Origin of the sequence: Anaerococcus porci, from assembly GCF_034090325.1 — a bacterium.
Lineage (GTDB): Bacteria > Bacillota > Clostridia > Tissierellales > Peptoniphilaceae > Anaerococcus > Anaerococcus porci.
The window spans coordinates 13726-27773 of record NZ_JAXDSU010000065.1 but is presented as its reverse complement, the minus strand read 5'-3'; the positions used below and the strand labels follow the sequence as shown (position 1 = coordinate 27773).

The window sequence follows — 14048 nt, the reverse complement described above, 5'->3', positions numbered from 1 at the left end:
GATGAACACATATAAAAAATTATTTGCCTATGTACCAGAGATAAAAAATAAGGCAATATTTGCTGTAATTTTTACAGCTATTTCTAATCTGACTTTATTTTTTGCTTATTATAAGATATGGACAATAATTAAAGTGATTTTTACTAAAAATTCAAGCGATGGACTTATCAAATATTCAAATCTTATTGTAATTCTTTTTATAGCTTATGGTCTTATATATTTTTTGGGGCTTTGGCAAAGTCATTTATTAGCCTTTAGGCTTGAAACAAGATTAAGAGAGAAAGGAGCAAAAAAACTTCTTAGGGCTAGCGAAAGTTTTTTTGATACACATAGCTCAGGTGAAGTTAGAAAAATTATAGACAATAATGTTGAAGGAACCCATATGGCAGTAGCACATCTTATTCCGGATCAAACAGCTGCTATTATTACTCCAATTTTAATGCTAATTTTAGTATTTAAGATTGATCTATTTTTAGGATTATTCTTTGTAGGAGTTGTTCTAGCTTCATTTTTTATAATGAAGGCTATGATGGGAGATAAAACTTTTATGGAAATCTATATGAAAAAATTAGATAAGCTTAATGCTGGAGCTGTAGAATATGTAAGATTTATTCCAGTAGTTAAAATTTTCAATGCTCCTCTTAAGGGAATTAAAAGCTTATATGAATCAATAATAGATTATAGGGATATCGTATATGAATATTCAATGTCTTGTAGGATACCTTTTGTAACTTTCCAATGGTTATTAAACATATTTATTGTAAGTCCGATTTTTCTTGCGATTTTCATGGTGAAAAATGGATCTGATCCTTATCTATGGTCAGCAAAGATTTTGTTTTTTACGCTTTTTACAGGTATGTTTTTTGCCAATATGATGAAGATTATGTACGTATCAACTTATCATTTTCAAGCAAATTCTGCGGTTGATAACCTAGAAAGATTATTTGAAGAGATGCAATCAAAGAAAGTTATTTTTGGAGAAGCAAAGAAAATAGATAAGGCGGATATTGTTTTTGAAAAGGTAGATTTCTCTTATGATGATGAAAAAAATATCTTAGAAGATTTTTCTGTAAAATTTCAAGAAGGTAAGTCTTATGCTCTTGTGGGAAGTTCGGGTTCTGGAAAGTCAACTATAGCAAGGCTTATTTCAGGTTCTTATCCACTTGATAAGGGAAAGATTCTTCTAGATGGTCGTGATATAAAATCCTATGACAAGGATTTTCTGATGGATAACATTGGAATGGTTTTTCAAAATCCAAAGCTTTTTAAGGGGATTTCAATTTATGATAATGTTGCCCTTGCTAAAGAAAATTCAGAGAAAAAAGAAGTAATAGAAGCACTTAAAAAAGCACGTTGTTTTGAGTTTATAGATAAGTTTGAAAAGGGAGTTGATACAGTAATAGGAGATGCTGGAGTGAATCTTTCTGGTGGAGAAATTCAAAGAATTTCTATTGCAAGAATATTTCTGAAAAATCCTAGAATTCTTATCTTAGATGAGGCATCGGCTGCGGCAGATCCCGAAAATGAACATGAATTACAAATTGCTTTCAAAGAATTAATGAAAAATAGGACAACTATTATGATTGCCCATAGACTTTCATCTATTAGGGGAGTAGACGAAATATTTCTTATAGATGATGGAAAGATAAAAGAAAAAGGAAATCACAAAGACCTTATGGCAAAAGATGGATCTTATAAGTATTTTGTAGATCTTTATGATAAAGCTAATGAGTGGAGGATTTGATATGAAAAATTACTTGATAAATAAATATTCCATAACAGAAAAGGGAGCAAGTGGCTTATGCAAAGCTATATTTTTTTCAACACTTAAAAGTTTATCCTTTATGACTCCTATAATTTTAATGATGTATGCAATACAAGGTCTTATGGGGCTTGGAAAATTTGATTTTAAAATTTGTCTTATAGGATTTTTACTAATAGCCTTACTAATGGTCTTTATTCTTAATAGGGACTATATTACAACCTACAATGAAACCTACAAAGAATCAGCTAATCTTAGAATAGAGATAGCTGACAGGATAAAAGATCTTCCACTTTCATTTTATACAAAAACAAATCTTACAGATCTTTCTCAAACTATAATGAAGGATGTGGAAACAATTGAACATGCGCTAAGTCATGCTCTCCCAGGTTACTATGGTTTTTTAATAAGCTTTTTAATTATCTCTATACTTTTACTTATAGGAAGTCCAATTCTAGGGATTTCTATTATAATACCTACTGCTTTAAGCATAGGAGCGAGTTTCCTATCAGCTAAAAATCAAAGTAAGGCAACAAGTACTTATTACAAAAAGCAAAGAAGATCGTCTGAACTTTTTCAAGAGATAATAGACCTTCAAAAAGAAATAAGAGAATATAAACTAAGAGATAAAAAAGAAAAAGAAATTTTAAATTTTATAAAAGTTTTGGAAAAAGAGCACATAAAATCAGAGCTTGGTCAAGTTATACCTATAGCAATAGCAACTTCAATTTCAAACCTATCTTTGGGACTTGTCATGTTTTTTGGTCTAAGAGAATTAATAAGTGGAAATATAAATGTTTTATATTTAGCAGGCTATCTTTTTGCAGCTGCAAGGATTATAGATAGTGTAACAGCTTTTAATCAATATTTTGGTGAAATTATGTATATAAACCCAGCAGTTGAAAAGATTAGAAGTCTAAAAGATTTTCCAATAATAGAAGGAGAAGAAACTAATTTTAAAAATTTTGATATAGAAGGTGAAAATGTAGAATTTTCTTATCTAAAGGATAAAAAAGTTATAGATAATATTTCATTTAAGGCAAGGGAAGGCGAAAGTACAGCCCTTGTGGGACCATCTGGTTGTGGTAAGACCACTCTTTTAAGACTTATGGCAAAGTTATATGACTATGATAAAGGTTCTATAAAAATAGATAAAAAAGATATTAAAACAAGTAGAACTGAGGATTTATTTTCCCATATCTCCATGGTATTTCAAGATGTTCTTCTTATAGATGGAACAGTAATGGATAATATTAGGATAGGAAAAATGGATGCAAGTGATGAGGAAGTTCTTAAAGCAGGAAGGCTTGCTTCTTGTGATGATTTTGTAAATAAATTAAAAGATGGCTACAATACTAAAATTGGAGAAAATGGCTCTAAGCTTTCTGGAGGAGAAAGACAAAGAATTTCTATTGCAAGAGCATTTTTAAAGGATGCTGATATTATTCTTCTAGATGAAATTGCAGCAAATCTTGACGTAGAAAATGAAAAATATATCCAAGATTCTCTCAATAAATTAAGCAAGGATAAAACTCTAGTAATAATATCTCACAGAATGAAATCAATTCAAAATGTAGATCAAATAATAGTAATGAAAGATGGAAGGATAGAAAAATCGGGTAAACATGAAGAACTTTTAAAAGAAAGTTCAGCTTATAAGAAAATGATAGAATCATCAAGACTTTCTGAAGAGTTTGTCTATTAAAATAAAGAAAGGATAAGTATATGAATAAATTTTCAGTAAGAGACTTAGTAAACGCAGGAGTATTTTCTCTTTTGGTATTAGTAGCTTCATGGTGTGGAGGTATGATTGGCTTTATCCCTCAAACTATGCCTTTTGTACCCTTTGCCTGTGGAATATTAGGAGGAATAGTATTTATGCTTTATTCAACAAAGATAGATAAGTTTGGTATGATTCTAATAATGGGAATACTATTTGGAATAGCCTTTTCTCTATCAGGTCATGGAGCAATAGTTTTTCCTGGTATAGTTATAATTTCACTACTTGCAGAATGGATTCTTAAAAAAGGAAATTATAAATCAATTAAATATGCAAGATTATCTTTTGCAACTTTTATGCTTTTTGGAGGAGTAAATATCTTACCTATGTATTATGCAAGGCAATCTTATATTGAAAAATTAATCTCTCAAGGTTATGGTGAGGAATATGTAAAAACTTTATTTGCAGTTATGCCAAATTGGTCATTCATACCAGTAACTCTTCTTGGAATTGTTGGTGGATTTATTGGTTGCACTATAGGAATAAAGCTACTTAATAAACATTTCAAAAAAGCAGGAATGGCTTAAAATGAGATTTGATTTTAGGTCAAAACTTTTTATGACTCTTGTTGTAGGCTTTATTGCGACAGAAGGGACGCTTTCTGAAAGATATGGATTTATTGGGCTTTCTTTAGCCCTTTTTCCATTTTTTTTATCACTTTTTGATAAAAATTATTCTTTTTTTATAAGGGGAGTGATTTTTTATAGTCTTGTTGCGATTTATCCTATACTTTTAAGAAATTTTAAAGACAATATATTAATAGTTTTGATAGGAATTTATGTAATGATAGGAATTAAGATTATGCCAATTGTTATGATGACTTATTATTCAATTACTACAACTAAAATGAGCGATTTAGTAAAAAGCCTACAAAAAATGAAGGTTCCAGATCCTATAATTATCCCTATTTCTGTAATGTTTAGGTTTTTTTATTCTATTAGAGAAGATAAGAAAACTATAAAAGAGGCTATGTATATGCATGGGATTACTATGAGAAATTTCTTTAAAGATCCAGGGAAATTTCTCGAATATAAGTTTGTACCACTTCTTATGATAACATCACAAACTGCAGATAATGTAGCAATTTCTGCAATGACTAGAGGTATGAAAATAGGTTATCCTAGAACATCTATTTCAAAAACAAGGATAAAGTTAGAAGATTTTTTTCTAATAAGCTTTGGTATTTTTCTTTTAGCCTTATATATAGGAGTAAAATATGTTGGAATTTAAAGATTTTTCCCTTTATTTTAAGGACCAAGATGAAAAAGAAATAAAAATCTTAGATAGGATAAACCTAGCCTTTAAAAAGGGAACTATAAATGTCATAACAGGAAAGTCAGGCTCAGGTAAGTCTACACTTATAAGTTTAATTAATGGAATAATTCCTGAAATTAACAAGGCCAATATAAGTGGGGATATACTGTTTGAAGGAAATAGTCTTTTAGATAAAAATATAAGCGATAGAAGTCTTTTTATATCAACAGTTTTTCAAAATCCTAAAAATCAATTTTATGCGGTAAACTCCTTGGATGAGATAGCTTTTGGACTAGAAAATAGAAATATTTCTAAAGATGGAATATATAAAAAAATAAACCATTTTACTAAACTTCTTCAAACAGAAAATCTTCTTGATAGGGATCTTATGAAATTATCAGGAGGAGAAAAACAACTCGTAGCAATTACTTCTGTATCTGTAATGGACAATGAGATTTATATATTTGATGAACCGAGCGCATCCCTTGATAAGGAATCTATAATAAGGCTTAAATCAGCTATCAATCAGCTTAAAAATCTTGGAAAAATCATAATAATAGCCGAACACAGACTTTACTACTTAAAAGATATCTTAGATAAGCTTTATATAATAAAAAATAAAAAAGTTATTGGCTTTGATGCCTTAAAAATTAATGATGATATAATAAAAGAAAACAAACTTAGATCTATTAATCTTATAGAAAAAAATAATTTAAGACATAAAAGTTATGAAGTTAAAAATCTTTTTGATAAGACTTATGACAAAAATAAAAGTCTTAAATTTTTAAACTTTAAATGTAGGTATAAGAAAAGAACTATATTTAACTTTAACCTCTCCCTAGATCAAGGCATATATTTTATTATAGGAGAAAATGGTGTAGGTAAAAGCTCATTTATTAGAAATGTTTGCAATCTTAACAAAAAACAAAAAGGAGATTTCTTTATAAATGATGATAAGATATCTTTTCCTCCAGCTTATATAAGTCTTATTATGCAAGATGTAAATTACCAACTTTTTACAGAATCAGTTCTAAGTGAAATGCAAATTGTAGAAGTCGATGAGAGAAAAATTGATAGAATATTAAAAATGGTTGAACTTTTTGATAAAAAGAATTCCCATCCACAAAGTTTATCAGGGGGAGAAAAGCAAAGACTTGCCTTAGGCTTAGCTTTTGTAAGTTCTAAAAAAATAGTAATAATGGATGAGCCAACAAGTGGACTTTGCTATCCTTCTATGGAAAAACTTGTAAAAATCATAAAAAAAATGAAAAAAGATGGCAAAACTGTAATAATAGTAAGCCACGACTACGAATTTATCTCTATGGCAAATGAAAATATATTGGAGTTTGTAAATGACATATAATAGGCTAAAATCTTGGGGATTTAGGGAAATTAAAACTGATAATCCTAAGATAATTAATTATGAAGGGCTAGAAAATAAAGAAAATAAAATGACAAGCTATGAAATCTTTCCTGGTGTCTTTATAATGTATATCAATCTTAAGAAAAAATATCAGGCAAAAGCATCGAACTCTCCAGGAAATACTGGTTTTAGGATAGGATTTTGTGCTGAAGGAAACTACTTTACTTATATTAATTATGCCAAAATCCTAATTACCACAAACGAAATTTTTTTAGGAAAGGCAATTCCAAAATCTAAGATGTCCTATACATCAAGTCACAATACTAGGGCCTTTAATATAATCATAGTAGATAAAAAAATAGAAAAGAAAGATTTTTCCTATCCATTTATAAAATCATTCTTAGATAGCATTAAAAATATTAAGGATATAGGAAGGGTAATTGATGATAAGACATTAGTATCCTTAGCAAAAGAGCTTGTACAAGTATTAGAGTCTTGTGATTTTAATCTTATTAGTTTAAAGAGCCTAGAGTTAATTTATAGGATATCACTCCTTAATTCAAATTCTTTTAAGGATACATATTACCAATCTGATTCCTTTTTCTATATAGAAAAAATTGAAGCCTATATGAGAGAAAATTTAGAAAAAAATATAAGTCTTGACTATATTTGTGAGAAATTCAAAATATCAAAATCAAGCCTAACCCATAAGTTTATGGGAAAATATCAATATACACCTATGAAATACCTATCTAAGCTTAGGCTAATAAGGGCAGAGGATTTGCTTATAAATACAGATAAGTCAATCACAGAGATTTCTCTTGAAGTATCTTTTACTAATACTTCAAATTTTACTAGAGCTTTTAAAGCTTTCACAGGACGAAGTCCTAGTGAATATAGGAAAAAGAATAAAATATAATAAAAAAATAAGAGAATTTTGTAATGGTGAAATTCTGAAAAATAAAAGATCAAACTTTTAAAAAAGCTTTGGATAATTCAGAAATAAGCTGTCAAATTACGCCAATATACAGATCTTGGAAAAATAATTAATAGAGAAATCAAGAAAAGTTCTAAGAGAGAAATGATTCTCTATTGAAGAAAAACTATAAAAAGTGTCAGAACTCAATTTAAGCAAGGGAGAGATCACTTAGCGCAAGGCACTTAACTTCAAAAATCCAAATGAAGTCGTTGAAGAATATTTCGAAAAAGTAGTTTAGAATAGCATATATTTCTTGGGATTTTAGTCAATCCATAAAACCATCGAAAAAATTCCCAAAAATATGTAAGAGACCTAACCACTTATGTCACAATATTTTGACTTTCTATACAATTGTTTAATGTATTAATTTATATTAAGTTGACAACACACAATTAATATGTTTTTTTAAAATAAATTAAATATATATTAACAAATAGAAAACGTTATTATATTATATAGAAATGAATCCTGGTGCGGCTTATATGTATGTGAATGGAGGATAAAGAAGAAATGGTTCTGGAAAAACAATGTTATTTCGTGCCATATGTGGTCTGATTGTAATTGATGATGGAGAAATTTATATCCAAGGTGAAAAAATAGATGGAAATATTATCCCACAAGACATAGGGCTTTTGTTAGAAAATCCTAGTTTTCTTAAAGGTTTAACAGGTTTGCAAAATTTAGAAATAATTGCCTCCATCCGCAAAATTGTTAATGTAGAAAGGATTTTGCAAGTATTAGATAAGGTGGGACTTACAGAGGCAAAGGATAAAAAATACGAAGCCTACTCCTTAGGTATGAAACAAAGATTAGCTATTGCAAATGTAATCATGGAAGATCCTAAAATTCTAATTTTTGATGAACCAACAATTGCAATTGATGAAGAAGGTATTAAGGTTTTAAAGGAGATTATAAGCAAGGAGAAGAAAAAAGGCAAACTAATTTTGCTAGCTAGCCACGAACACGATTTTATAAGTAGTTTGGTTGATGTCCATTTTTATATGAAAGAAGGTGCTTTAGTAGAAAAAAATAGATAGCTTAGTAGGGTTTGTAAATAGTTTTGTGCATCAATTTAAGCTTTGACATGATGTGTACCGATAAAACTGGACATAATATTTAATTAATTAGGTGTAGTGGATTTAATACCAATAGTTAATATTTGATTGATTGATTTTTGCGTTTAAGATAGTGTTTTTTTCACCATATTTATAAGTTAAATATTCTCTAGTTCATTAATCTATTAAAAGATTTTTAGAGTTTTTTGTAAGTTTTGTATTATTTCTGCTTGCTACTCTCCGATTACAATTTTAGATACTTTGTTTAATATTATTCTAGCATTTTTCTTGGCATAGAAATTCCTCCTGATTAGTTTTTTCCCTAATCAGGAGGTTTTCGCACATAAAATTTTACAAATATTTATTTTTGGGGTCAGATTAAATACTTATCTTTTTTATTTTAGGACTTTGACTCTTTTGCATTATAGATTTCTTAAATTATTATAGACCAAAAATCTCCTTACCAAGTTTGGTTTCTTTTGGGTCTAGCTTGTCAAAGACGATTTTTTTGACATCCATCTGATATTTGGTGTCTTTCCACAAAATTGCACCCACAAAGTCACCATCTTTTTTAAATAACTTGTAGATATTTTCTCCATTTTCTTTTTTAATCTCTTCTATTCCTTCACCCTTATTAAAGCCTGCTGAAAATACTTTAATATTTCCTATCATAAGTTGAGAAAATGGCTTTGGAGTTTCATATGTTTTGCTATCGCCTGCCATATTAGCTCCTGCTATTTGTCCCATCTCCATAGAAGCAGTCCAAAGACCAATTGTTGTATCCGCTAATTGAACACAATCTCCTGCTGCATATACATTCTCATTACTTGTTTTAAGAGTTGCATCTACCTTTATCCCACGTTCAACTTCAAGGCCGCTTTCTTTTGCAAGATCAAGATTATTTCTAACGCCTGCTTGTATTATTACAGTATTTGCTTTTATTTCTTCTCCATCATCAAGTTTAATTCCACAAAGTTTTCCATTATCTTCTAAGATTTCAATAGTATTTTTACCGGTTTTTGTAGCGATTCCAGCCTTATTAAGTTCTACTTCGAGTTTTTCGGATAATTCATTATCAAGTTGCTTTGCAAGTATATGGTCAAAGCTTTCTACTACAAGAACTTCACATTCTGCCTTTTTGATAGAGTAAGCTGCTTCAAGACCTAAAAGTCCACCACCTATAACTACGACTCTTTTATTTTTCTCTATATGGTTTCTAAATTTATTAAGATCTTCTATACTTCTTATTGCAAACACTCCATTTATGTCGACATTTTTAATGGCTGGAATAAAGGGATGGCTTCCAGTAGCAATAAGAGCCTTGCCATATCCTAGTTTTTTTCCATCTTCAAGTATGGCCTTCTTATTTTCAAGATCAAGTTTTTCTACCCTTGTATTAAATATTTCTTTTATATGATTTTTATCATACCAATCACATTTTTTAACATATATATCTTCTTCATTAAAATCTTTACAGATAAGTTCAGATAATCTGGTTCTCCAATAAGTATGTTGACTTGCCTCAGAGATTATTACAATTGAGGCTTCATTATCTTTTTTTCTAATTGCTTCAGCTGCTTTTAGTCCCGCTATACCATTTCCTACAATTAAATAATCGTACATAAAATCTCCTTTATAATTACAATAAAATCTTTTGTTATTATTTTACCCAAAATCTTTCTATATATAATTTTATCAGAAATTGGGTAAATAATAAAACAAGGATATTTTAAAGTTCTCTAAGAATTTCAAAAATATACAATTAATTATAAAGATTTAAAATAGGAGGATTTATGATTTACGATATAACAGTTAAAGATAACAAGGGAAAAGACGTAAAACTTGAAAAATACAAGGGAAAGGTTCTTTTAATAGTAAATACTGCTACAAAATGTGGCTTCACTCCACAATATCAAGGGCTTGAAGATCTTTATGAAGAATATAAGGAACAAGGCTTTGAAATTCTAGATTTCCCATGTAACCAATTTGGCCACCAAGCACCAGAAGATGATGAGGGAATTGATAATTTTTGTAGCTTAAACTTCGGTACAAGCTTTGATAGATTTCAAAAAATTGATGTAAATGGAGAAAATGAATCTCCACTTTATACTTTTCTTAAAAAAGAAGAAGGTGGAATTTTATCTGATAAGATTAAGTGGAATTTTACTAAATTCTTGGTAGACAGGAATGGAAATGTTGTAGATAGGTTTTCTCCAAATACTAAGCCCGAAAAATTAAAAAAAGATATAGAAAGTTTATTGTAATGGATGATTATGTAAAACTTAGTCTTAATGCAATTAAAAATTATCTAGAAAATAAGACCTATTTAAGAGAATTTAATGATTATTTTAAAAATATGTCTAATGGAATTGTAGTTAAAATTGAAAATGGGGGAAGGTTAAAGGGGATATCTGGCTCTATTTTTCCTAGCAAAGAAAATATGGGACTTGATATAGTATACGAATCTATAAATGCAGGTTTTTTTGACCTAAGTTTTAATCCAATAACAAAAAACAATATTAAAAATCTTGATATTACTATATATGAGTTCTATGATGTTGAAAAATTACCCTTTATAGAAGACTTTAATGATTATGATGGGGTAATGATAAATTTCATGGATAAAAATCATTATGTTTTTAGAAAAGATTTTGATTCTGACTTAGATATGCTAAAGGAAGCTATTAAGAAGGCCAATGTAGATAGCTGGGACAATTTTTCTATAGATAAGTTTAAGGTAAATATCCACAAGTAAATATTAAATATTAAGGAACTATTGTAAAATTATGAATTTCTAACGTTTTATCATTACAAGTTACCCATAGACAATGTGAGGATATCCTAGACTCATGGAGGCTAATTGTCGTGGAGGAGCTTTTAATAATCTTGAAATTATTAATTCATTCTACAATAGTTCTTTTTTATTTAAAGATATTGATTATTATTATCGTTTGATTTATAATTATATTGACTAAATACTTAAAAAATAATTTAAATTTAAAATCCTAAAAGGAGTCAATATGAACTTAAATCAATTAGAACCTGGAGAAAGTGCAAGAATTCTAGGCTTTTCAGATAATTTTTCTATGAAAAGAAGGTTACAAGATTTGGGATTTGTTAGGGGAATTGATATAAAATGTCTTTTTAAGTCTCCTATGAAAGACCCAAAGGCCTATCTTATTATGAAAACAATTATAGCTATTAGAAATAAAGATGCTAGGGGAGTTTTAATAAAAAAAGAGGATAAGCTATGAAAAAAACAATAGCTCTTGCTGGAAATCCTAACGTTGGAAAGTCGACAGTTTTTAATGCCCTAACAGGACTTAAACAACATACGGGGAATTGGCCTGGCAAAACTGTTGAGTGTGCTAAGGGGAGGGTTAAGTTTAAGGATAAGGACATTCAATTGGTTGATTTACCAGGTTGCTACTCTCTTTTGGCTCACTCGGAGGAAGAAGAGATTGCAAGGGATTTTATCTGCTTTGAAAATCCAGATGCAGTTGTAGTTGTATGCGATGGTACTGTTTTGGAAAGAAATTTGAATTTACTTCTTCAAATAATAGAAACTGGAAAAAAGGTTATTTTATGTGTAAATCTTTTAGATGAAGCTAAGAAGAAAAATATAGAAGTAAACTTAGAGTCCCTATCAAAAATGCTATCCATACCTGTAATAGGAACAGCAGCAAGAAGTGGGAAAGGTCTTTCCAATATAGAAAAAGCCTTAGATAGTCTTGAATCTAATCCTTATAATCCAATACAAATTACCTATCCTAGACTTATGGAAGATGAGATAAAAAAGATAGCTAAAGTATTGGATAAGTATTATAAGGATAAGATTAATAGCAGATGGTATGCTATAAGGCTACTTGAAGATAATCCTTCCATACTTTCATCTAGCAAGAAGTATTTTGGAGAAAATCCTTTAGATAAAAAAGAAATTAAAGAACAATTAGATGAATCAAGAAAAAAACTAGAAGCAAATGATATCGATAAAAAAAGAATTGAAGATATTATTTCTATAAGTTTTGTAGCTAAAAGTCAGTATATATGTTCGAAGGCTGTACTTTATAAAAATCCTAATTATGAAAAAAGAGATAGGATTTTAGATAGGATATTTACAAGTAAGTATACGGGAATGTTAATAATGTTTTTACTCCTTTTGGGAGTATTTTGGATTACTATTGTAGGATCAAATGTACCAAGTGATATGCTAAATGAGCTATTGTTTGGTTTTGAAGATAAAATTTTAGATTTTGTGAAGGCGATAGGAGTATCTGAAGCTATCTACTCACCTTTAATATTTGGTATATATAGGGTTGTTGCATGGGTTATATCAGTAATGTTACCACCTATGGCAATATTTTTCCCATTATTTACTCTTTTAGAAGACTTTGGCTACCTTCCAAGAGTTGCCTTTAATTTGGATAAGTCTTTTCAAAAATGTAATGCCTGTGGTAAACAAGCTCTTACAATGTGTATGGGCTTTGGATGTAATGCTGCGGGGGTTACCGGATGTAAGATAATAGATTCACCAAGAGAAAGGTTAATAGCTATTATTACAAATAACTTTGTACCATGTAATGGTAGATTCCCTACTATTATATCAACTATATCAATGTTTCTTGTAATTGGAGTAGGAAATAAGTTTACAAGAAGCTTTTTATCGGCTGCGATTCTTGCCTTTGTTATTACTTTGGGAGTGTTTATGACCTTTGTGTCATCTAAACTTTTATCTAAAACTGTCTTAAAGGGAGTTCCCTCATCCTTTACCCTTGAACTTCCACCATATAGGATGCCACAAATAGGAACTGTAATAGTAAGATCAATCTTTGATAGGACGCTTTTTGTCTTGGGAAGAGCTATAATTATTGCAGCACCTGCAGGAATAATAATTTGGGTTTTTGCAAATATTTCCATATTTGGAGATAGTATTTTAAATCATTTTGTAGGATTTTTAAATCCTTTGGGATTTTTGATGGGACTTGATGGAGTTATCCTTGCAGCCTTTATTCTAGGATTTCCTGCAAATGAAATAGTTGTACCAATTATGATAATGACCTATATGGCAAAGGGGGCTCTTCTTGACATATCAGATCCTGAGATACTAAGGGGACTATTAATTGATAATGGATGGACTCTTATTACTGCTATTAATATGATTATTTTTTGTCTTATGCACTGGCCATGTGGCACAACAGTTTTGACAATTTACAAAGAAACAAAATCAATTAAATGGACAGTCCTATCTTTTATCTTGCCAACAGTATTTGGGATTTTAATCTGTATAGGATTTACGAGCTTAGCAAGAATTCTTGTGTTTTTATTTTAGTTTTAGAAGCTCCACTTTTAGTGGGGCTTCTTTTTGGACTTTAATCAATATAAACTTTATAATTGATATATAGGTAGAAAGGGGATAATATGTATATAATTTTAGCTATAATGTCGGCAGTTTTTGCAGCTCTTACATCAATTCTTGCAAAAATTGGTATAGATGGAGTAAATTCAAACCTTGCAACTGCCATTAGGACTTTTGTAGTCTTGTTAATGAGTTGGGGTATGGTTTTTATAACAAATTCATTTTCAGGAATACACAATATAGGAAGAAAATCTTGGATATTTTTAATACTTTCAGGTCTTGCAACAGGAGCAAGTTGGCTTTGCTATTATGCAGCCCTAAAATATGGGGATGCATCAAAAGTTGTTCCTATAGATAAGATGAGTGTGGTTTTGACCTTAATCCTTGCCTTCGTATTTTTGGGAGAGGACTTTACTATAAAATCTCTTATAGGGTGTATACTTATAGGTGCAGGAACTTTGATTATGGTTATATAGATTTATATTATTATAAGTCATAG

The 14048-nt window shown here is 29.5% G+C and carries 12 protein-coding genes and 1 pseudogene; 12 read left to right on the top strand and 1 reads right to left on the bottom strand.

Annotation, left to right across the window (positions count from 1 at the left end; genetic code table 11):
- The first annotated feature begins 1 nt into the window (after nucleotide 1).
- The 7 genes and pseudogenes from SOR60_RS06970 to SOR60_RS06940 form a co-directional block, all read left to right on the top strand.
- Nucleotides 2-1744, top strand: coding sequence for an ABC transporter ATP-binding protein (locus SOR60_RS06970; RefSeq protein ID WP_154540134.1), 1743 nt, complete (start codon nucleotides 2-4; stop codon nucleotides 1742-1744).
- Nucleotide 1745: 1 nt separating this feature from the next.
- Nucleotides 1746-3467 carry an ABC transporter ATP-binding protein gene (locus SOR60_RS06965; protein WP_154540136.1) on the top strand — a complete coding sequence of 574 codons (1722 nt, stop codon included), beginning with the start codon at nucleotides 1746-1748 and terminating at the stop codon, nucleotides 3465-3467.
- 20 nt (nucleotides 3468-3487) lie between these two features.
- Complete coding sequence (locus SOR60_RS06960) at nucleotides 3488-4069, top strand: MptD family putative ECF transporter S component (protein WP_154540138.1); 582 nt, start codon at nucleotides 3488-3490, stop codon at nucleotides 4067-4069.
- 1 nt (nucleotide 4070) lies between these two features.
- Entirely contained in the window at nucleotides 4071-4772 is a 702-nt protein-coding gene (locus SOR60_RS06955) for an energy-coupling factor transporter transmembrane component T (protein WP_154540140.1), read from the top strand.
- Complete coding sequence (locus SOR60_RS06950) at nucleotides 4759-6159, top strand: ATP-binding cassette domain-containing protein (RefSeq protein ID WP_154540142.1); 1401 nt, start codon at nucleotides 4759-4761, stop codon at nucleotides 6157-6159. Before SOR60_RS06955 ends, SOR60_RS06950 begins: the two co-directional genes overlap by 14 nt.
- Nucleotides 6149-7078 carry a helix-turn-helix domain-containing protein gene (locus SOR60_RS06945; protein WP_320595565.1) on the top strand — a complete coding sequence of 310 codons (930 nt, stop codon included), beginning with the start codon at nucleotides 6149-6151 and terminating at the stop codon, nucleotides 7076-7078. Before SOR60_RS06950 ends, SOR60_RS06945 begins: the two co-directional genes overlap by 11 nt.
- A gap of 578 nt (nucleotides 7079-7656) precedes the next feature.
- Nucleotides 7657-8175 (top strand): annotated as a pseudogene (locus SOR60_RS06940) (ATP-binding cassette domain-containing protein); the annotation flags it as partial.
- A 459-nt stretch (nucleotides 8176-8634) separates the two neighbouring features.
- On the opposite strand, the gene SOR60_RS06935 reads toward SOR60_RS06940, so the two are convergent.
- On the bottom strand, nucleotides 8635-9816 hold the full coding sequence (locus tag SOR60_RS06935; RefSeq protein WP_320595564.1) for an NAD(P)/FAD-dependent oxidoreductase: 1182 nt from the start codon (nucleotides 9814-9816) through the stop codon (nucleotides 8635-8637).
- Between the two features lie 170 nt (nucleotides 9817-9986).
- On the opposite strand from SOR60_RS06935, the gene SOR60_RS06930 reads away from it, so the two are divergent.
- From SOR60_RS06930 to SOR60_RS06910, 5 genes are all read left to right on the top strand, one after another.
- Nucleotides 9987-10457: a glutathione peroxidase gene (locus SOR60_RS06930; RefSeq protein WP_154540150.1), complete on the top strand. Its 471-nt coding sequence runs from the start codon at nucleotides 9987-9989 to the stop codon at nucleotides 10455-10457.
- Nucleotides 10457-10948: an AMMECR1 domain-containing protein gene (locus SOR60_RS06925; RefSeq protein ID WP_154540152.1), complete on the top strand. Its 492-nt coding sequence runs from the start codon at nucleotides 10457-10459 to the stop codon at nucleotides 10946-10948. Before SOR60_RS06930 ends, SOR60_RS06925 begins: the two co-directional genes overlap by 1 nt.
- A 265-nt stretch (nucleotides 10949-11213) precedes the next feature.
- On the top strand, nucleotides 11214-11447 hold the full coding sequence (locus SOR60_RS06920; RefSeq protein ID WP_320595563.1) for a FeoA family protein: 234 nt from the start codon (nucleotides 11214-11216) through the stop codon (nucleotides 11445-11447).
- Nucleotides 11444-13522 carry a ferrous iron transport protein B gene (gene feoB / locus SOR60_RS06915; RefSeq protein ID WP_320595562.1) on the top strand — a complete coding sequence of 693 codons (2079 nt, stop codon included), beginning with the start codon at nucleotides 11444-11446 and terminating at the stop codon, nucleotides 13520-13522. The genes SOR60_RS06920 and feoB overlap by 4 nt, the downstream gene beginning before the upstream one ends.
- A gap of 89 nt (nucleotides 13523-13611) precedes the next feature.
- Entirely contained in the window at nucleotides 13612-14025 is a 414-nt protein-coding gene (locus tag SOR60_RS06910; protein WP_154540158.1) for an EamA family transporter, read from the top strand.
- Nucleotides 14026-14048 lie beyond the last annotated feature (23 nt).

Coding starts and splice junctions, on each gene's coding strand:
- SOR60_RS06970 (WP_154540134.1), top strand. CDS start 2: ATGAACACATATAAAAAATTATTTGCCTATGTACCAGAGATAAAAAAT.
- SOR60_RS06965 (WP_154540136.1), top strand. CDS start 1,746: ATGAAAAATTACTTGATAAATAAATATTCCATAACAGAAAAGGGAGCA.
- SOR60_RS06960 (WP_154540138.1), top strand. CDS start 3,488: ATGAATAAATTTTCAGTAAGAGACTTAGTAAACGCAGGAGTATTTTCT.
- SOR60_RS06955 (WP_154540140.1), top strand. CDS start 4,071: ATGAGATTTGATTTTAGGTCAAAACTTTTTATGACTCTTGTTGTAGGC.
- SOR60_RS06950 (WP_154540142.1), top strand. CDS start 4,759: ATGTTGGAATTTAAAGATTTTTCCCTTTATTTTAAGGACCAAGATGAA.
- SOR60_RS06945 (WP_320595565.1), top strand. CDS start 6,149: ATGACATATAATAGGCTAAAATCTTGGGGATTTAGGGAAATTAAAACT.
- SOR60_RS06935 (WP_320595564.1), bottom strand. CDS start 9,816: ATGTACGATTATTTAATTGTAGGAAATGGTATAGCGGGACTAAAAGCA.
- SOR60_RS06930 (WP_154540150.1), top strand. CDS start 9,987: ATGATTTACGATATAACAGTTAAAGATAACAAGGGAAAAGACGTAAAA.
- SOR60_RS06925 (WP_154540152.1), top strand. CDS start 10,457: ATGGATGATTATGTAAAACTTAGTCTTAATGCAATTAAAAATTATCTA.
- SOR60_RS06920 (WP_320595563.1), top strand. CDS start 11,214: ATGAACTTAAATCAATTAGAACCTGGAGAAAGTGCAAGAATTCTAGGC.
- feoB (WP_320595562.1), top strand. CDS start 11,444: ATGAAAAAAACAATAGCTCTTGCTGGAAATCCTAACGTTGGAAAGTCG.
- SOR60_RS06910 (WP_154540158.1), top strand. CDS start 13,612: ATGTATATAATTTTAGCTATAATGTCGGCAGTTTTTGCAGCTCTTACA.